This window comes from Desulfomarina profundi, from assembly GCF_019703855.1.
In the GTDB taxonomy this organism is placed as follows: domain Bacteria; phylum Desulfobacterota; class Desulfobulbia; order Desulfobulbales; family Desulfocapsaceae; genus Desulfomarina; species Desulfomarina profundi.
The window spans coordinates 4273758-4292272 of the sequence record NZ_AP024086.1 but is presented as its reverse complement, the minus strand read 5'-3'; the positions used below and the strand labels follow the sequence as shown (position 1 = coordinate 4292272).

The 18515-nt window shown below is 47.2% G+C and carries 19 protein-coding genes; 10 read left to right on the top strand and 9 right to left on the bottom strand.

Going from position 1 to position 18515, the window contains the following annotated elements; genetic code table 11:
• Window positions 1-3 precede the first annotated feature (3 nt).
• The 9 genes from gcvH to LO777_RS19750 all read right to left on the bottom strand — a co-directional run bounded on the left by gcvH (window position 4) and on the right by LO777_RS19750 (window position 5748).
• Complete coding sequence (gene gcvH / locus LO777_RS19790; protein ID WP_228855540.1) at window positions 4-399, bottom strand: glycine cleavage system protein GcvH; 396 nt, start codon at window positions 397-399, stop codon at window positions 4-6.
• Window positions 400-434: 35 nt separating this feature from the next.
• Window positions 435-1709: an aminomethyltransferase family protein gene (locus LO777_RS19785; RefSeq protein WP_228855539.1), complete on the bottom strand. Its 1275-nt coding sequence runs from the start codon at window positions 1707-1709 to the stop codon at window positions 435-437.
• Window positions 1710-1840: 131 nt separating this feature from the next.
• A complete protein-coding gene (locus LO777_RS19780) occupies window positions 1841-2284 on the bottom strand; it encodes an Lrp/AsnC family transcriptional regulator (RefSeq protein ID WP_228855538.1) in 444 nt (147 codons plus the stop codon).
• Window positions 2285-2471: 187 nt separating this feature from the next.
• On the bottom strand, window positions 2472-2636 hold the full coding sequence (locus tag LO777_RS19775; RefSeq protein WP_228855537.1) for a hypothetical protein: 165 nt from the start codon (window positions 2634-2636) through the stop codon (window positions 2472-2474).
• 110 nt (window positions 2637-2746) lie between these two features.
• Window positions 2747-3316 (bottom strand): hypothetical protein, encoded by a 570-nt coding sequence (locus LO777_RS19770; protein WP_228855536.1) that lies wholly within the window; start codon window positions 3314-3316, stop codon window positions 2747-2749.
• A gap of 31 nt (window positions 3317-3347) precedes the next feature.
• Window positions 3348-3554, bottom strand: a complete 207-nt coding sequence (locus LO777_RS19765) for a hypothetical protein (RefSeq protein WP_228855535.1) — start codon at window positions 3552-3554, stop codon at window positions 3348-3350.
• Window positions 3555-3936: 382 nt separating this feature from the next.
• On the bottom strand, window positions 3937-4236 hold the full coding sequence (locus LO777_RS19760) for a hypothetical protein (RefSeq protein WP_228855534.1): 300 nt from the start codon (window positions 4234-4236) through the stop codon (window positions 3937-3939).
• Window positions 4152-5117 (bottom strand): polymer-forming cytoskeletal protein, encoded by a 966-nt coding sequence (locus LO777_RS19755; protein WP_228855533.1) that lies wholly within the window; start codon window positions 5115-5117, stop codon window positions 4152-4154. The genes LO777_RS19760 and LO777_RS19755 overlap by 85 nt, the downstream gene beginning before the upstream one ends.
• Before the next feature lie 4 nt (window positions 5118-5121).
• Window positions 5122-5748, bottom strand: a complete 627-nt coding sequence (locus LO777_RS19750) for a CDP-alcohol phosphatidyltransferase family protein (protein ID WP_228855532.1) — start codon at window positions 5746-5748, stop codon at window positions 5122-5124.
• A 349-nt stretch (window positions 5749-6097) separates the two neighbouring features.
• Here LO777_RS19750 and LO777_RS19745 point away from each other — a divergent pair, with 349 nt between their 5' ends.
• The 10 genes from LO777_RS19745 (at window position 6098) to LO777_RS19700 (ending at window position 18500) form a co-directional block, all read left to right on the top strand.
• Window positions 6098-6331, top strand: a complete 234-nt coding sequence (locus LO777_RS19745) for a hypothetical protein (protein WP_228855531.1) — start codon at window positions 6098-6100, stop codon at window positions 6329-6331.
• A 158-nt stretch (window positions 6332-6489) separates the two neighbouring features.
• Window positions 6490-7623 carry an NAD-dependent epimerase/dehydratase family protein gene (locus LO777_RS19740; protein ID WP_228855530.1) on the top strand — a complete coding sequence of 378 codons (1134 nt, stop codon included), beginning with the start codon at window positions 6490-6492 and terminating at the stop codon, window positions 7621-7623.
• Window positions 7624-7950: 327 nt separating this feature from the next.
• Window positions 7951-8421 carry a GtrA family protein gene (locus LO777_RS19735; RefSeq protein WP_228855529.1) on the top strand — a complete coding sequence of 157 codons (471 nt, stop codon included), beginning with the start codon at window positions 7951-7953 and terminating at the stop codon, window positions 8419-8421.
• 10 nt (window positions 8422-8431) lie between these two features.
• Window positions 8432-9835 (top strand): TolC family protein, encoded by a 1404-nt coding sequence (locus LO777_RS19730; protein WP_228855528.1) that lies wholly within the window; start codon window positions 8432-8434, stop codon window positions 9833-9835.
• Window positions 9836-9882: 47 nt separating this feature from the next.
• Window positions 9883-11097 carry an efflux RND transporter periplasmic adaptor subunit gene (locus tag LO777_RS19725; RefSeq protein ID WP_228855527.1) on the top strand — a complete coding sequence of 405 codons (1215 nt, stop codon included), beginning with the start codon at window positions 9883-9885 and terminating at the stop codon, window positions 11095-11097.
• Window positions 11094-14189, top strand: a complete 3096-nt coding sequence (locus LO777_RS19720) for an efflux RND transporter permease subunit (RefSeq protein WP_228855526.1) — start codon at window positions 11094-11096, stop codon at window positions 14187-14189. The genes LO777_RS19725 and LO777_RS19720 overlap by 4 nt, the downstream gene beginning before the upstream one ends.
• 264 nt (window positions 14190-14453) lie before the next feature.
• On the top strand, window positions 14454-15938 hold the full coding sequence (locus LO777_RS19715) for an ATP-dependent DNA helicase (protein ID WP_228855525.1): 1485 nt from the start codon (window positions 14454-14456) through the stop codon (window positions 15936-15938).
• 28 nt (window positions 15939-15966) lie between these two features.
• Complete coding sequence (locus tag LO777_RS19710) at window positions 15967-17397, top strand: glycosyltransferase family 4 protein (RefSeq protein ID WP_228855524.1); 1431 nt, start codon at window positions 15967-15969, stop codon at window positions 17395-17397.
• Window positions 17394-17612: a hypothetical protein gene (locus LO777_RS19705; RefSeq protein ID WP_228855523.1), complete on the top strand. Its 219-nt coding sequence runs from the start codon at window positions 17394-17396 to the stop codon at window positions 17610-17612. Before LO777_RS19710 ends, LO777_RS19705 begins: the two co-directional genes overlap by 4 nt.
• Window positions 17613-17615: 3 nt before the next feature.
• Window positions 17616-18500, top strand: a complete 885-nt coding sequence (locus tag LO777_RS19700; protein WP_228855522.1) for a DMT family transporter — start codon at window positions 17616-17618, stop codon at window positions 18498-18500.
• Window positions 18501-18515 lie beyond the last annotated feature (15 nt).

The following is an 18515-nucleotide window of genomic DNA, read 5'->3' as shown; positions in this document are numbered from 1 at the left end:
GTTTTACCCCTTCAAAATCTCTCGATATGCCTCAACAGTGAGGAGTTGTTCGAGCTCACCGGTATCCGCCGGTTTTATTTCGACAATCCAGTTTGCATACGGATCTTCATTGATCAGTTCAGGGCTGTCTTCCAGAGCTTCATTGACAGCAACAATCTCCCCGCCAACGGGCAGATAAAGCTCGGAAACAGCTTTTACTGATTCCAGGGTTCCAAATTCGTCCCCCTTGTCAAAACTGTCCCCCACTTCCGGAACCTCCACAAAAACGATATCCCCCAGCTGATCCTGGGCATAATCACTGACACCGATTTTCAAAGTTTCTCCTCCGGTGGTCGCCCATTCATGATCTTCAGTGTATCGCAGGTCCTCCGGTAAATTCAGCTCATTTAACTCTTTCATCAATTCCTCCCTGGGTTTTTATTTTTCTGCAAGTCTCAAACCATTGTCCTGATGGGCAACCTGGCGGTTCTCCCCGGCCGGACATCGCTTCGTATTTCCACCTTCAGCTTTCTCTTTCCATCAGTAAGGTAAATTTCCTCTCCAGTTTCACATTTTTTTTCCAGCAGAACAAAACCGCACGACAACCCTTTGGGTGTAAAAGACTTTCCTCTTTCATCCCCTGTATTTTCAGCAATAGAAACTATCTGTCCATTCTGTCTGCCAATTGCCATATCCGTGGTACAGGTGAGAATAGTCCCGATTTTATTTTTCCCGGAATCTGTTACATAACTGGCTTCACTGCTGATTTTCCGCGGATCAAAACCCGCAAACGCATAGGTATACTGAAGATCTGTTTCCTCAAGAAGAGCATCCGCCCCAATAAAATCCTTGGTAAAACCGTTTTGATCGTCATTCCAGCAAAGAGCAAACTGCCAGGGATTGGCCAGAAACGGCCAGGGACCTATGTCCTGGTGAGAAAGGGGCAAAACGGCTCCGGCCCGTAGAGAATCTCTGGCTGCAAGCCCGCAAGGGATGACTCCGTATTCCTCTCCCGCAACAAGCAGTTGATTCCAGAGAGATTCGAGTTGTTCTCTTTCCACAAAGAGCTCAAAACCAAATTCTCCTGTGTATCCCGTCCGGGATACAAGAACCCGTGTACCATCCAGTAATTCAGTTTCGGTAACAGCTGTGGGGAAACTGCCAAAACCACCTTTGAAGGAAAAATAGACCATCCCTTCAAAAAGTGTCTCCGGATCCCTCATAATTTTTTTCAGAATTCTGGCAGAGGCAATTCCCTGAATATCCATCTTCCCCACCCTGTCAGTCAGGTCCTCCACCCGGGTATCATCTTCCACCGCTTTCAGCAGATGATCGGCCACCATCGGCCCCATTCCAGCATTGACAACAACCATATATTCTTTCACACCGAGCTGATAGACAATGGCATCATCAATAACAGTTCCATCCGGGTGGAGAAAAATGCCGTAGACACACCGGCCAATGATAAGAGGTGTTTTTCCGCGACCGACAGATCTTTCAAGATCCTTGGTAAAACAACGCTGCAGCAATTCCCTTGCCCCGTCGCCCCGCACCATCACCACGGCCATATGACTGGTATCAAAAACTCCGGCACCCTGAATTACAGCCAGATGTTCCGCTTTAACTCCGGTGGAATACCACAGCGGCATATCATATCCACCAAAAGAGGCCATATTGGCTCCTTTTTCCAGGTGAAAACCGTGAAGAACCGTCTTTTTCTCTTTTTTCATGTCACGTTATCCATAGTTGTTTATCAGAAAATCCCGCGACCAAAGGTTGTTGTGCCACAGTCGGATTTTCATTTTTTTTGCACCCGGAGGGCATAAATTACTGAGCCATTTGTTCCGGCCATGCCGCTTTTCTACAACGTCAGAGGAACCTTGAGATTAAAACTCTTATAGACCACAAATGTCTCTACAGCCCTGACATTTTCAAGCTTTGAAACCTCTTCTGTATAAAACTCAAGCATGGTGAATTCCTTGGTTAACATAACCGTCAGAATCAAATCAAAACGACCGGTTACAACACACACGGAAATCACTCCCCGCAGCTTGGAAAACTCCTCCCCTTTCTTCACAAGGTCCATATCCTTCAACCGGACCCCGATCATCACCACGCTCTGGTCAGGTATTGCATCCGGATCAACAAGAGCCGTAATATCGAGAACACCTTCATCTTTCAGCTTTTTTACCCTTGCCCGAACCGTTCCCTCTGATACAGCAAGAGAATCTGCAATTTTCTTAAATGGTATTCTGCCATCCCTGAGATGATTAATAATCGCGTAGTTTATTTCATCTATTTTCATCGTACACCTTTACTGAGTTAAGCTTATTTTATAAATTATACGTAAAAATGACGATCATGTCAACTTTTATGCCATTTATTTACGCTATCAACACTATAAAACCTTGTTTTTTACGGTTTTCGTATTTTACCAGAACTCTGAAAGTAAAAGAAATCCCTTGAAACTTCAGAATTATTTCAGCAGGATACTATTTTTTCCGAATGGAAATGACGACACCATAGGACCTGGTATCTTTTGCAGATATTTCTCCACCGTTGAGCAAGATAATGCGCTCGATTTTATCAGCCATTTTCCCGTCACAGATAAAATGAAATTCCTCGCCGGTGGCCATTTTGTTCAGACGTGCCCGCACGTCTTTAAAACCGATTCAGCAATCGTTTCGATAGTCAATTTCTATTTTTGTTTTTCTACGCATTTTTTTCCGCCAAACTCCTTCCACATGAAGATACATACCTTAAAAAATCATTTCGCCCTGGCTGCCTGCCGAATTGCAAAATACAGGGCATCCCTGCACTCAGCCACTATCTCTTCCAGCGTTCTTCCCCGCCACTCCCGCACAGCTTTTTCCGCAATTTTATCACTTATTTCGCTGTTAAGGATTTTATAGGTCAGCATCTCGGACACGACTCCCTCATTTTTCCTCCTCAAACCTTCAAGGAGCCTGGTTGCAAATATGAGTTTTTTTTCAATTTCCTTTGAAAGATCTGCAGAATTCACATTCCTTTTCAATTCTCTCTTCACAAGAGAACCTGTCTCGTAACTTACTCCGGCAATATACAGATCCTCCAGGCGTCTTACCGTTTCACGGGTGACCAGACTCTGCCTGCTGATCATGATTTTTTCAAGAGACAATACAGAATCTCTGAGTTCCTCATATCGCTTGACATCCCTTGGTTGCATAACAAGGACATAGTACAGGACAAGGAAGACCGCCAGTCCGAACGTCCCTACAAGTTGTACGGCAACAGACCAGTTTTTCGGTAAACCGGCAAGTCCGATACCGCCGGATTGTTCACGTTTTTCATCTGCCATACGCCCCTCCCGCTCATAATTTACCCTGAAATCATATTTTCAGGAAAAAAGGCACAATTACCAACACACACCCTGCTGCCACAAGCAGATAGCTGTTCGAGATAAAATATGGAATCAGACAAAGTGCAATTCCCGAACTCAGAGGAACAACAGCTCTCTGTTTTCTTCCATATGTAAAAAAGCCAAGCCCGACAGCACCGAACAGAACTCCCCAGAAAAGTGTCGATACAGAATCCATCACTACTCCCTGACCTTTGCAGTTGCATTAGATTACCCAGCAACCACGAATAAAATAGATTAAAACCTAAATCCTGCAATTGGCAAGTTTTTCGGAGATGCGAGGCATCAAGGGCGCAGACGTATTAACATACTTCAAGCACTTGATAACGAAGCAGATTCGATAAAATTGCCAATCCCCCAGGGCAAGGGAATAAAGAAAAACAATCTCACTCTGATAGTGAGTAGTACAGCCCCTACTGTAATATTATAACTATCTGTTTATACATTATAAATATTTTTTCTTTGTTCCCGAAGTGCAGGATTTAGGTAAAACCGGATTGAATACACCAGTCAAAATGCTGGTTAAAAAATCTGCCTGGCAAAGCGGGGAGAAATTCGGGCTACTGATGAATATGGTGTACTGCAACAAAGAGAGAACCCGATTGCGAAGCTCTGCGAAACGCCCCGGCGACAAGATTATTTATCAGCCTTATATTTCCGTCACTTGCGGTATACAGCTTTTTCAGGGTTTCAAAAGGAAGGAGATCCACAGGATTCAGGTCCTCCCTGTCCACTTCAATCTGAAGACAGAGACGAAGATACTCGGAAGTATCTTTTATGGAGAGAGGTTCAAGAGCCAGCAGACAGTTGGTTTCATCCTCAAAATATTCACGGGTTGTATGAACAAGCTTCCCTTCCATTTCTCCAGTTCCCAGCAGAATAATCTGCACCAGCGCTTCCCCACCCTCATAGGCGCTGGTGAGCAGACGGATAACCCCTCCATTGTTGCAGGATACATCAGCTGGGCATCATCTACAGCCAGAACCATTTTTTTGCGAATACATCCATCTGGTGCAATGACACCTTTGATCTTCCCGACAATATCCCGCTGCCTGTCATCAGCGAGTACAGGCAGTTGAAGATAATCCGCGACTGCAGAAAGAAGATCTCTTACCGAACCGACAGGTTTCTCAAGTATGAACAAATCTGTTTCATCTGGCAGAACCTCCTTGAGCCTGGCGATCAGTGTACTCTTACCACTTCCAGGATCACCAGTGATTTTAATCAGGGGCTTTTCCTTTTCAAGAAGAGTCAGAATCTGATGAAGCAGTTCCCTTCTTTCGGACCAGGGAACCTCCATGATACATTGCTGGGCATTACTTTCGAAAACAGCTGCCAACCTTTCCCAGTCAACAACTGACTCCCCAGAGACCCCGGTTTCAGCTACCTCCCGCCCCCCTTTCTCAATACCTGAAGGACAAACCTCTCCCCCATCGTGCAGGGCACAGTCTAAAAATGCTCCAGGCTCCACTCGCAACTCTGTTGTTTCCACAGTACCCGTATGGCAACCATCTTTTCTCATGATGAATTTCCGGGTCTTAATTCTTCCTTCAATAGTTCCAAAACACTCTATTTCTTCAGCATGAATATCACCAAGTAATGTTCCTTCCCGAACAATCTTCATGCTTGTACAGTCAAGATCTCCTTCCACCTTTCCTTCGATCACCACATGACCCAGGCTCCGGACTTTTCCGACAATACTCATGGATCGATCTATTCTGCTTTCATTTTTTTCGGTCATACTCTCAAACAGTCCCGGAATCATCATTTCTTAGTGCAAGGTATCCTCCGGACACCCTTGTAATCACTGTAATCATGCAGATAACAGCAAAGGTATAAGCCAACTCAGTAAAAAATCCGGGAAAAAGACAAAAGAAAACAAAAAAACACAACGTTTCTGTTCCTTCAGCCAATCCGGCAAGATAAAAAAAACCCTTGTTGGGATATTTGAAATTTGTCAGACCACGTTTTTCTGCCATAATTGCAAAAGCCAGAAAACTACTCCCGGTGCCCACAAAAGCAAAGAGAAGAGCGGTTGCCGCAAGTCCGTTTCGCTCAGGATCAGCCAGTGCAAAGCCAAAAACTACTGAAGAGTAAAAAATGAAATCCAGAGTAATATCGAGAAATCCCCCTCCATCGGTCGGTCCCTGGATACGGGCAATTGCCCCATCCAGCCCATCAGCTACTCTGTTTATCAGGATACAGACCAGGGCTACCCAATACAATTTCATAAAAAGAGCAGGCAGGGCAAGAAGCCCGACAGCAAAACCGGCCACGGTTACGGAGTCCGCACTGACACTGTGACGAGCCAGGATAACCGCTCCCGCATTCAACGGCTTTTTCACCAGTTGCAACGCCCATCTATCCAGCACAATAATCCCTCATGCTCTGAAAAAATTTCCTGATCTCTGTTAATTCATTCAACAATAACATACAAATTCATAACCGAGGTACTCATATTTACAGCATGAGAAAGAAAATAACTGTTGCTTCCAGCCACTGAAATTCGTACTCTTTTAGACAAATATCCGTAGAACAAGAGATATTTTACCGCATTTTGGACGAACTTGGCTGCGGGATCCGGCAATACTTTATTTTCCCGAAAACAGCATCAGTTCTCAATAATACACGAATCCGCAACGCCCCTGAGATTCACTTAAATAAGATAGTGAAAATATTACATACAACTGATTTTATAAAAAATATACATGAGAGTTAAACATGAACAAAAAGAGCAGGCAGAAAAAACTACAGACTTGGGAAACGGGAAAAAACGGCTGCAGTTGTTCTTCAAGACAAATCGACAATCTGGAAGAAAACCACTCTCCCAGTGAAGAGGAAATTATTGAACAGGGATTTGAGCAGATGAAAATGCTGTATAAATCCCGTTGTGTAGCCATGTCCGGTATGTCCAATGTTACCGTTACTGAAATAAAAAACCAAAAAAAAACCTGATATGAAATGGAAAGTTATTTTTTCATTTTATGAACAGTTTATTTTTCTTGTGCAAACTCCAACTATTTAATAAAAAGAAGAAATAGCCTGTGGGCCCCTGGAAAACAGTAACTTTTAGAGTGGCCCATGGATTCCCTTGCATTTTGCCGGACATAAATATGGCCAGAAAAAAAACTGGTGTCCTGGTCGGTGGTTCAGGCCTGATTGGCGGCACAATAGTCAACTATTATAAGACAAAACATGCTGAAACTGTAGATATTCGCGCCCCCAGCAGCAAAAAACTGTCCATTCGTGAAGAGGCCGATATCCGCGATTACCTCTCTTCTGTCAAACCGGATTTTATAATCAACGCTGCCATGGCCACGCTCAGTTCCGATGGCCAGCTGGCCTTTGAAGTCAATTATCTCGGAACACTCAATCTTGCCCGGGCTGCAAACGCTCTCAACATTCCGTATATCCATATCAGTTCAGCCGCCACACTGCCCGCAGGTATAGATCTGAAAGAAGAGGATTACCTGCCCCTGGTACCAAGAATGTCCAACTACGCCAAATCAAAACTGATGGCAGAGGAAACATTGCGTCTTATGAGCCGGGATCAAGGTCTGGATTGCTCCTGTGTGCGACTGGCTGTGGTCTATGGAGCTCACGACCATAAAATCCAGGGATTTCACCGTCTGCTCTTTTCCATTGCGGACCAATCCATGCCTGTTCTCTTCACAAGGAAGAACACTCTGCATTCCTATTCCAACGCAAGAAAACTCCCCTATTTCATTGAACACATCCTGAACAACCGGGACGAGTTCAGAGGAAAAACCATTCATTTTGTCGACAAAAATCCGGTGGATCTGGCGAACCTCATCCTCACCATAAAATCATACCTCCAGCTCAGTACACCAAAAGAAATTTATGTGCCCTATCTCATGGCCAACAGCGGGAAGAAGGCTCTTATCATACTGCTTCGTTTTTTACGAAAATTTGGACTCAAGGCAGACCTGCCCCCGGAGCTCATGTTTTTAAACAGTTTCTATAAATCCCAGGTCCTCTCTTCCGCACGCCTGGAGGCTTCTTCCTTTATTGATCCCATGCCCGAAGAAACCATTTACACCCGTCTGCCCGAACTGATCATCTATTACCTGACCCGCTGGAGTCACCAGAACCTCATCACTACCTACGATGAATGCATGGATCTCGAAAAACCGGAGATTGATGCTTTTCTCCATAACCCAAGGGAGTTGCTTGATTCAGTACACAGTAAAGGGATTGGACCTTTTTCGGAAATGATGGAGGAATGATTCCCCTACTCCGCACTCCTCCCATCTGGACTGATCTCCGTGAACAATGTGTTAACTTGAAAACAGTACCAGCTTTGCTGACTTTGTGAATCTATAAAGCCAGATCAAAACGAGTACATTGTTCATGAGCAATGCGGACTGATCCTGTATTCCCCAGCGATGACTGGAGTGGTTTTTCATGCCGAGATCTGGTATAGATGTGTGTTTTACAGAACTCAACTCTGTGAAACAGACAAAAGAGCCTGTAAAAATCTTGACCATTTACCCATTTTACTCTCATCATAAAACACAGCTCCAAGTGTCCCTGAAGATTAATACACGACACAGATGAATATCGATTCCACAGCCATTATTCAGTTTATTAAATACGGAATAGCCGGGGGACTGGCTACACTTACCCATATTATCATCTTCCACTTCATTGCCTGGAAAATTTTCCCCTCACTGCAGGAAAAAGACCATGCAGTACGTTTTTTCAAGCTCTCCATACATAAGGTCAATGACGCAACAAGGGCAAGAAACTCCATGATTGGTAATTTTCTCGGTTTTCTCATTGCCAACATGGTGGCCTACATTACCAATGTTCTCTGGGTCTTCCAGGGAGGACGCTATCCTGTGATAATCGAAATTCTCCTCTTTTATGCTGTCTCAGGCATCAGTGTCTTCCTCGGCACCATGCTTATGGGAATACTCATAAAACGCTTTGGAGTGCTGACCACGTATGCTTTCTGTTCCAATATCGTCACAGCTGTAATGATAAATTATATTGTTAGAAAATTCTTTATTTTCCAGGGGTGACCAACCATCTATGGCACAATATTCTCCCCGTTTTCTGCACCGTTTTTTCTGTTCTTTCCTGCTTTTTGCCTGTTGCCTCTCCTGCGTTCAAAATCCATCCGTACCTTCGAATCCACCTCTCGACCTGCCCCTTTCATTTTCCATGACCGGGCAAAAAGCTGTAAAATCAGGCTGGTGGCTTTCATTCCATGACCCCGGTCTGGACAACCTCGTCAACCGGGCATTTTCCAATAATTTCTCTCTTCATATTGCCAGAAACCGTCTTTCAGCCGCAAAATCGGCAGCCCGGCAGACCGGGGCACGCCTGGTGCCCTCTTTGGATACCCAGGGAAAGGTTGGAACAAAACACGATTACACAAGAGACAATTCAGCAGACTCGTTTCATTTCAGCTTGGCTGCATCCTATGAGGTTGACCTGTGGGGCAGACTGGCTGCGGCTCGGGATGCCGCTGTTTTTGAAGCTGAGGCCTCCCAAGCCGATCTGCAAACCGCCGCAATAACTCTTGCCGCGGAGGTGGCAAAAACCTGGTACAACCTGGTGGAAACAACCATGCAACTTCGGCTCCTGCAGAAACAGCATGAAACAAATTCCCGGATACTGGATCTTATCACAACCCGCTTCCGTGCAGGACTTGCAGGGGCTCCTGATATGCTGCAACAACGTCAACTGGTTGAAAGTACTGTCGAAGAACTTGCGGTAATGCGACAGAACATCTCACTGCTGGAACATCAGCTCTCCCTGCTCCTGGGGGAAGTTCCAGGAACATATCATTTCAATCCCGGAACCAGTCTGCCACACCTCCCGCCTCTACCACAGACCGGAATTCCAGGAGAACTCCTCACCAGGCGACCCGACATAGAGCGAGAGTCCCTGCGACTCCAGGCAGCCGGGAAAAGGGTTGCATCCGCCATCGCCGACCGACTGCCCAGGCTAAGTATATCCGCAGAGCTTTCAAGCACGGCTGAACGGGCAAGTCAACTTTTCGACAACTGGTTCACAAATCTCCTGGCCAATCTCACAGCTCCCCTGCTGGACGGAGGCCTGAGAAAAGAAGAAGTCAATAGACAGGAAGCACTTGCCAAACAGCAATTCTACCAATATGGTCAGACTATTCTCCAGGCAATCCTTGAAGTGGAAGATAATCTTGCAAGAGAAAAGGAACAGCAGAAAATCATTGACAGCCTGGTAAGACAGCTTCATTTTGCGGAGAGCACTGTCAGTCATGTTTCCATTCGCTACAGGCAGGGGGTGGAAAACTACCAGCGCGTCCTTCAGGCCCTGCTGTTCCACCAGAAATTACAGCGCAACCTGCTCAAGGCCAGACGCCTGCAGATTGAATACAGAATCGGCTTGTACAGAGCGCTTGGCGGCCACCCTCTGGGTAGTGACAATTCTCCAAAACCTCGAACCTGACACCGCCTGAACCGAAGAAAAATGCGGGCAAACATGTATTTCAGAAAATGGAAAATCAACGCAGAATCATATCGGTATTAGTGCAGATTTTTTTCTGCATACTCGTTCTGGCCAGCGGCAGCCTTATTGCAATACATTTCCTCAACACTGCTCCGGGAGCAAAACCGAAAAAAAGACTGCCACACCCACATCCAGTTGAAGTTGAAACAGCACACTACACCCCCTACCGCGTCACTATCCATGCCATGGGAACAGTCGTTCCGGCCAGAGAAATAGACATCACAGCCCAGGTCAGTGGAGAAATTGTTAAAATCTCCCCGACTTTTGTACCCGGTGGACATGTAAAAAAAGGGGATGAACTCCTGGTCATCGATTCTGCAGACTACCTTCTGCAGATCCAAGAGCAGAAAAGTAGTGTTGCAAAAGCTGAAAATGATCTTGCTCTGGAGATGGGAAATCAGCTTATTGCCCGGAAAGAATTTGAAATCCTCAATGAAGAAGCGACCGAAAGCGAAAAACAGCTCATGTTGAGAAAACCGCAACTGGAAAACCGGAGAGCCATCCTGGAAAGTGCGAGGGCAAAACTGGCCAGGGCAAAACTGGACCTGAAACGAACCCGGATAACGGCGCCGTTCAACGGAATTATCTCTTCAATATCAACCAATATCGGAGCTCTCGTTACAAAATCCATCCCTCTGGCCAGGCTGGTGGGAACCGATGAATACTGGCTGAAACTTACGGTCCCCAGGGACAAACTGCGCTGGATCACTATTCCTGATCATCCCGGGGAAATTGGTTCTCATGCTACTGTATTTACGGAAATAAATAACAGAAACAGTACCAGCCGACAAGCCCAGGTCCTGCGCCTTGCTCCGAAACTGGAAGAGCAGGGCCGAATGGCCGTACTCTTCGTCTCCATTGACGATCCACTCAGCCTGAAAAAGACTCACAAAAAGAGCCCCAGACTTCTCCTCGGCTCCTATCTCAGTGCCAAAATCGAGGGAACTCTGCTTCCCCGCGTGATTCCTCTTTCCCGTCGCTATCTCCATGAAGGGAATACTGTCCATATTCTGTCAGATGACAACATCCTGCAGGTCAGAAAGGTTAACATTATCTTCAGCAACAGGGAACAGGTGCTTGTTTCTTCTAATATCCGGGAAGGCGAGCGAATTATAACCACATCCCTTTCAGCGCCGGTTGCCGGAATGGCATTGAAACTCCGCGATAAAATCCTTAAAAAATCCGGGGAGGCGACTAGGTGATCGAACCCGCAGGCTCCCGAAAGGAAAAAGGGATCATTTCCTGGATGGTCCATAACAGGGTTACTCCGAACCTGCTCATGCTGGTCCTGCTCCTGGGCGGTTTTTTCATGTCGACCAAAATCAGGCAGGAAGTGTTTCCCGCCTTTGAGCTGGATCTTGTCTCCATCCGAATTCCCTATCCAGGTGCTGGACCGGAAGAAGTGGAGCAGGGCCTTATTCTGGCAGTCGAAGAGGCTATTGACGGCCTGGAGGGAGTCGGTGAAATCACAGCTACGGCGTTTGAAGGCAGTGCACTTATCCGGGCAGAGCTGCTGGAAGATGCGGATCCGGGCAGAGTTATCCGAGAGATCCAGCAGGCGGTGGACAGTATCAGCAGTTTTCCCCTGGATGCTGAAGATCCTGTAATATCTCTGGCAACCCGAAAAAGACAGGTTATACGCCTTAATATCTACGGAAATATACCTGCTCTTGCTCTTCTTGAAACGGCGAGACAGGTTCGAAACAGTCTTCTGAAGCACAAGGATATCTCCCAGGTTGAACTCCTGGGGGGTGGTGATCGGGAAATAGAGATATCGGTGCCCATGGAAAACCTGCGAAGATACAACCTCACGCTGGCAGGGATCGCAACGGTTCTCCGGAACCGTTCCATCGAAATTCCCGGTGGCAAAATTGAAACACGAAGCGGTGAGATCCTGCTCAGAGTCAAAGACAGAAGAATCAGTGGCGCTGATTTCGGCCGTATCCCCATAATCACTTCTGCCAGCGGGGCTGAACTGTATCTTGACGACATTGCCGAGATTCAGGAAATATTTGGTGATTCTGATCATTATGCAACATATAATCGCTCTAGGAGCATGCAGCTTCGTATCGCTCGAGTCGGCCGGGAAACCCCTATTGGCGTTTCTTCTGCAGCCCGGGAAGTTATGGAAGAAATCAGTACGGACCTGCCACCGGCAGTCAGCTGGTCCTTTTCCAGTGATCACTCTAAAATCTATAAACAGCGCCTTGAACTGCTGTTGAAAAACGGGTTTCTTGGACTCGCCCTGGTACTCATCCTTCTCGGACTCTTCCTGGAATTGAAACTCGCCTTCTGGGTAACCATGGGTATTCCCATCTCCTTTCTCGGCAGCCTGCTCTTTCTTCCGTTCTACGATATTTCCATCAACCTGGTCTCCATGTTTGCCTTCATCATTGCCTTGGGGATAGTGGTCGATGATGCCATAATCGCCGGTGAAAATATTTACGAATACCGCCAGAGGGGCCTCAATTATGTAGACGCTGCCATTCTTGGAGCCAGGGACGTGGCTGTTCCAGTCGCCTTCAGTATTCTCACCAATATCGTGGCCTTTCTCCCTCTGGCTCTTGTTCCGGGTGTCATGGGAAAAATATGGCGTGTCATCCCCCTGGTTGTGATAACCGTCTTTCTGCTCTCCTGGCTGGAAGCCCTGCTTATCCTTCCCGCCCACCTGGCCCACAGCAGAAAAAAATCCCGAAATTTCCTTTTCCACTTTATCCAGACCCAGCAGCAACATTTCGGACATTTCATAAACCGCTGCATCAACAATATTTACGGAAAAATCTTACTTATTCTCCTGCGTTATAAATATTTTACAGTTTCTTTTCTGATTGCAATATTCATCATTACGGCCGGTTTTGTAAAAAGTGGCCGCATGGGCCTGATTCTCATGCCCAGGGTGGAGTCTGATCGCACCGTTGTTACCGCAACCCTTCCCTACGGCAGTCCTTCCCGGGAAATCAGGCAGGTCCACGACAGGCTTGTCTCTGCGCTTGAACGCGTGGCGGCAGCCCATGGTGACAAGCAGCTTCTTGAAGGCATCTCATCCACTGTGAACAGCAATCGTATTGAAATAAATGGTTATCTCACTCCACCGGAAATCAGACCGCTGACAACCGGCCGGGTGACAAAACTGTGGAGAAAAGAGGTCGGGCCACTGCCGTCTCTCCAGTCGATTCGCTTTGAGGCCGACCGGGGCGGTCCTGGACGGGGGGCGGCAATATCCATCGAACTGAGCCACAGAAACAGGGAAACTCTCACGGAAGCCAGTGAGATGCTCGCGAAAAAACTCAGACAATTTCCGGCCACAAAAGATGTCGACAGCGGCTCCAATAATGGAAAGATCCAGCTCACTTTCAAGGTAAATGAACAGGGAAAAAGCCTGGGCCTCGACACCACGGAAGTCGGTAGACAGATTCGAAATGCATTCCAGGGTGTCATTGCCCTTCGGCAACAGCGGGACAGCGATGAAATAACGATCAGGATCAGGTTACCGGAATCGGAACGATCAAGCGAATATACTATAGAATCATTCCTGATCAGAACCCCGTCAGGATCATTTGTCCCCCTGCGTCAAATTGTCGAAACTGACAGAAACAGAGGCTATACCAGCATAGAACGACGAAACGGCAACAGGACTGTAACCGTATCTGCCAATGTCACACCCCTTGGTGTGACATCACGAATACTCAAGGTCCTGAACGAAAAAACACTGCCGGAACTGGCGGCGGCATTTCCCGGTCTTGGCTACGAATACCGTGGCAGGCAGTCCGACCGAAAGGAAAGCCTGTCAAGTCTGGCGACCGGTTTCCTTTTTACCCTGGGAGGTATCTATTTTCTTCTTGCCATTCCATTTCGCAGCTATGTTCAGCCGGTTATTGTCATGCTGGCCATCCCATTCGGTATGGTGGGTGCCGTTCTCGGCCACCAGATAATGGGATACAATCTGAGCCTGATGAGCATGATGGGAATCGTTGCCCTGTCGGGAATTGTCGTCAACGACTCCCTTGTTTTGATTGATTATGCCAACCGGCAACGGACAGGTGGAAAAAATTCTTTTGAGTCAATACAGCTTGCGGCTCTTCGCCGATTCCGTCCTGTTCTGCTGACAACCCTGACCACGTTCGGTGGCCTGGCTCCAATGATGCTCGAAACATCCCGCCAGGCGCGCTTTCTCATCCCCATGGCTATTTCTCTGGGTTTCGGTATCGTTTTTGCCACTGTCATCACCCTGGCTCTTGTCCCCGCCCTCTACCTGATTGTGGAAGATCTCCGAAAAAGTGCAAAATTCTGGTGACATCTTCCGGGAAATAAGACAAAATACCTGAATCTACGAATGATCGCCCTCCGGGGCGGTAGATGATTTCTAACACCCCACAAGGGGGTATAAGTGCCATGGGAATAAACCTGACTATTTAATTTCAAAACACCTTCCCCTTTCTTGTTTTTTATGACAGGAATTCAGGAGTAAGGCACTAAATTCGCCTACTCAGACAGACACATCTTTTGATGATCAACAGTCAGGCTGATTTTCGACCATAATAAATTTTTACGGGCCTGTATGGAACCATTTACCCTATTAGCCCTGGCTTCGGCGGCAGGATTTGTCTTTAACAAGATGACCGGCAGGGGCAATGAAAACACGGGACTTGAAAATCGAAAGCGAACCTGCAGCGGTGACAGGATTGCCACACTCACTCCTGATAACAGCTCTGAGTTCGATCTCTCTTCAATCGAGGTTCTACCCGAATATAAGCTGGTAAAAAAACTGATTGAAAAAGAATTCCCCCTTATCTTCATCACGGGAGGAGCTGGTACCGGCAAGAGCACTTTTGTCAGATGGATGGTCAATGAATTCAGTGGATCCGTACTTCTTGGAGCTCCCACCGCCATGGCTGCTCTTACCGTCGGCGGCAAGACCCTTCACTCCCTCTGTCTGCTGCCACCCGGTTGGATCGTAAAAAAAGATATCCGCCATGTTCCGAAAAGAAAAGATATTCAGGAGGCAAAACTGCTCATCATTGATGAAATATCAATGGTTACAGCCAACCTTCTTGATGGTGTGAGTGGTTTTTTACGATTGAACCGTAATATTGATAAACCTTTCGGCGGTCTGCCTGTCATCATGGTGGGGGACATGTTTCAGCTTCCGCCGATAGTACGAGCCTCTACCCGCTCACTTTACCAGACAGTGTATGGGTCCGCTAAATTCTACAATGCGAAATGTTTGCGGGAAACAACCTATTATGCCGTGGAACTTACAAAAACCTACCGTCAGTCTGATCAGCATTTCGTCAATATTCTCAGCCGGCTGCGTGAAGGTGTCGACCTGCCTCAGACACTGGCAGCCCTGAATGGTGGCTGCACAATTACTTCAACACCACCACCGGGTGCCGTCTGGCTTTCTCCCCGCAACAATGAAATCAGTTCCCGCAATTTTCGGGAGCTAGCCAGCATCAATTCTCCAGAGAAAACCTACACGGGGACACTGCTTGGCCGCTTTCAGTCCAGGCAGTTTCCCTCTCCCATGGATCTGACGCTCAAACGCGGTGCCCAGGTAATGTTTACAAAAAACGATGCAGCCAAACGATGGGTCAGCGGTACCGTAGGCAGAGTACAGAGACTGCTGGACGAGAAGATATTTGTCCAGCTTGCCGATTCGGGCAGGATTGTTGATGTGGGCAGAGTCAGGTGGAGTGAGTATCACTATGGCTGGAACGAACACAGTTTACAGATTGAACGGACAGAGACGGGAGCCTATATTCAGTTTCCCCTGATACCAGCCTGGGGAATGACCATCCATAAAAGCCAGGGAAAGACCATCGAAAAAGTTCACCTCGATCTTGGTGGTGGCGCATTTGAAACCGGGCAGACCTATGTAGCCCTCAGTCGTTGTCGATCCCTGCAGGGATTGTCCATGGCCCGCCCATTAACTGTCGCTGATATTCTTGTGGATTTTGAATCAAAACAATTTTATGATCACCTTCGCAATGTGATCAGAAAACTGCCCCCCGAAAAAATGCTTCATGAACTGAACCGGGAATAATCAATTAATTCCACCAGGCCAGATACAGATGACCTTATCCATATCCTTTCTTCTCGGCTCTCCCGACATCAGCGGTGGTACTTATGTTATCTTTGAACACGCCACAAGACTGCAGAATCGTGGGCACCGGATTACGATAATTACCGAAAGTTCCATTCCTCCGGAACGATACAGCTGGCACCCGGAAGCCGAAAAACTGACCTGGCTCTCCCTTGAAGACACCGCAACCGAAACCTTTGATATCGTCATCGCCACATGGTGGAAGTCACCTTTTCTCCTCCACCGGTTGCGCGGGAAGCATTATATCTATTTTGTCCAGTCCATTGAATCCCGTTTCTTCCCTGAAGAAACCCCGAACCATCACGACAAAAGGGATCTTGCTCTCTGGCAGCACTATTGTGAATCCACCTACAGTTGCAATATCCCTGTCATTACCGAGGCCGGATGGATACAGGATTACCTGCGAAAAAACTATAACAGAACCTCATATCTGGTACGAAACGGTATCCGCAAGGATCTGTACAATACCAGGGCTGAGAGTATCGCACCAATAGAGGAAGGGCGACTGCGCGTCCTGATTGAAGGCCCGGTGGATGTTGATTTTAAAAATGTCCCCTGCTCAATTAAGTTGGCAGAAAAAGCGGGCGCTGATGAAATATGGCTGCTTACCTCTTCTGATGTAAGCGAATTTCCAGGAGTCGACAAAATCTTTTCCCGGATACCGATCCACGAAACGCCCTCCATATACAGGTCCTGCGATGTCCTGGTCAAGCTGAGTTATATCGAGGGAATGTTTGGCCCTCCGCTGGAGATGTTTCACTGTGGTGGGACAGCCATAGTCTATGACGTTACCGGACATGACGAATATATTATCGATGGAGAAAACAGTTATGTTGTCCCAAAAGACCATGAAGAAATGGTCGTCCGGCTTCTGCAGAAACTGAAAAGGAATGTGGATGAACTGCAGCGGTTAAAACAGGGAGCGATAAAAACCGCCGAGCAATGGGTTGACTGGGAGAAATCCTCTGAACAATTCTCCCAGGCACTGATGGCTGTCATTGAAGGACCGGGAACCAGCCGTACCTATCTGAGAAACTGGACAAAACGAGTGGAAGAGGCCCACCGGACTAGGTTTTCGGACAAAACCCTGCAACAGTTTCAAAAAAGAGAACAGGGGGAAGATGGTTTTAATTTTCTCCAGGTTTACACCTGGTCGGAAGGAGAAGGTCTTGAAAACGGATCCTTTCAATGGACTCACTGTCCTTCAAGCGTGCAGGCGCAAGTGACCATTGAGACAGAAATACGTGATTTCCCCTTCTGGATACGTATAGATCCCGGGGTACGTATCGGTATCATTGAGATCTTTTCGATCACCATAACCTTGGTTGAGAACAGTACACTGCTCTACAACTGTTCCACCCCGAGCAGTTCGACAAGCTCTTTATTGGTGGAACATTGAAGCGAATCAACTGCCCCGGGAGGAACCTGTTTCTTTCCACAGGCGATGACCCGCAGCTTATCCTGCCGGCCCTGCAGCAGGGATCAGTCGACAAAAAGGAAAAAGTAGCCATCAAAATTGAGCTGAGGGAAACCAGCATCAGCGAATTTACAGAAACAACGCTCAGCAAGCCACAGATTTCCAGTTTCAGACGGTTTTTTGCGGGAAAATTATAAAATATGGCTCGTATACATTTTCGCGCGCAACACACAACCAGACAGAGTTTTCTCGGTTGGATCGCTGTTTTCTGCTCAGCCTTCTGTTTATACCTGGCCACGGTCATCATCCGCTGGGCAGCCCCCCGCACGGATATCGCAACATCTTATTTTGTTTTTGCCAGGTTTCTTCTTGGATTTATAGTGGTCTCCAGCTCCATGCTGATCAGAAAAGAATCTTTCAAACCAAGAAAATACCATTATCTTATCGGTCGAACACTCACCAATACGATTTCGGTTTTCTGCTTCTACAAAGCGATAAATTTCGGGTCAGTCGCGGAAGCCAATATCCTCAATATGACTTATCCTCTTTTTGTCGCTCTTTTTTCCTGGTTTTTTCTCAAAAACCAGCGGGATCTTTTTGCTCTACTCATTGTAGGAGTTGCCTTTACCGGTGTCTGGATGATCCTCGCACCGCAAGAGTCGACTGCAGCAGGATATAATTACTGGGGCCTGGCTTCAGGAATCATGGCGGCCGGAGCCATGGTCTACCTCAATGTCAGCCGGAAATACCATGACTCTCAGACCATCCTTCTCTTCATGTTCGGCTTTGGTTCCCTGGGCATGTTTCTCCTTTTCCGAAACGCCATTTTCCTCCCCACCCCTCTGGAATTCTTCTATCTCCTCACCTGTTCAGCCGCGGGTGTGTTAGGCCAGTATCTTCTGACCTACGGGTTCAGGTATGTTACTGCCGTAGAAGGATCCATTATTTCCTCAACACGGATTCTACTGGCTGCTCTCATCGGCCCGGTTCTCGTGGCGGACCCACCTCTCACAGTGGCAGGCTGGTGCGGAGCTTTACTCATTTTCGGCGCCAATGTAGTACTGGCCCTGCGCAGGTCTGTATAAAAAGACCATTGTCCT

Excerpts from the sequence above, each read along its gene's own strand:
- gcvH (WP_228855540.1), bottom strand. The coding sequence starts at position 399 with ATGAAAGAGTTAAATGAGCTGAATTTACCGGAGGACCTGCGATACACT.
- LO777_RS19785 (WP_228855539.1), bottom strand. The coding sequence starts at position 1,709 with ATGAAAAAAGAGAAAAAGACGGTTCTTCACGGTTTTCACCTGGAAAAA.
- LO777_RS19780 (WP_228855538.1), bottom strand. The coding sequence starts at position 2,284 with ATGAAAATAGATGAAATAAACTACGCGATTATTAATCATCTCAGGGAT.
- LO777_RS19770 (WP_228855536.1), bottom strand. The coding sequence starts at position 3,316 with ATGGCAGATGAAAAACGTGAACAATCCGGCGGTATCGGACTTGCCGGT.
- LO777_RS19765 (WP_228855535.1), bottom strand. The coding sequence starts at position 3,554 with ATGGATTCTGTATCGACACTTTTCTGGGGAGTTCTGTTCGGTGCTGTC.
- LO777_RS19760 (WP_228855534.1), bottom strand. The coding sequence starts at position 4,236 with ATGGAAGGGAAGCTTGTTCATACAACCCGTGAATATTTTGAGGATGAA.
- LO777_RS19755 (WP_228855533.1), bottom strand. The coding sequence starts at position 5,117 with ATGACCGAAAAAAATGAAAGCAGAATAGATCGATCCATGAGTATTGTC.
- LO777_RS19745 (WP_228855531.1), top strand. The coding sequence starts at position 6,098 with ATGAACAAAAAGAGCAGGCAGAAAAAACTACAGACTTGGGAAACGGGA.
- LO777_RS19740 (WP_228855530.1), top strand. The coding sequence starts at position 6,490 with ATGGCCAGAAAAAAAACTGGTGTCCTGGTCGGTGGTTCAGGCCTGATT.
- LO777_RS19735 (WP_228855529.1), top strand. The coding sequence starts at position 7,951 with ATGAATATCGATTCCACAGCCATTATTCAGTTTATTAAATACGGAATA.
- LO777_RS19730 (WP_228855528.1), top strand. The coding sequence starts at position 8,432 with ATGGCACAATATTCTCCCCGTTTTCTGCACCGTTTTTTCTGTTCTTTC.
- LO777_RS19725 (WP_228855527.1), top strand. The coding sequence starts at position 9,883 with ATGGAAAATCAACGCAGAATCATATCGGTATTAGTGCAGATTTTTTTC.
- LO777_RS19715 (WP_228855525.1), top strand. The coding sequence starts at position 14,454 with ATGGAACCATTTACCCTATTAGCCCTGGCTTCGGCGGCAGGATTTGTC.
- LO777_RS19710 (WP_228855524.1), top strand. The coding sequence starts at position 15,967 with ATGACCTTATCCATATCCTTTCTTCTCGGCTCTCCCGACATCAGCGGT.
- LO777_RS19700 (WP_228855522.1), top strand. The coding sequence starts at position 17,616 with ATGGCTCGTATACATTTTCGCGCGCAACACACAACCAGACAGAGTTTT.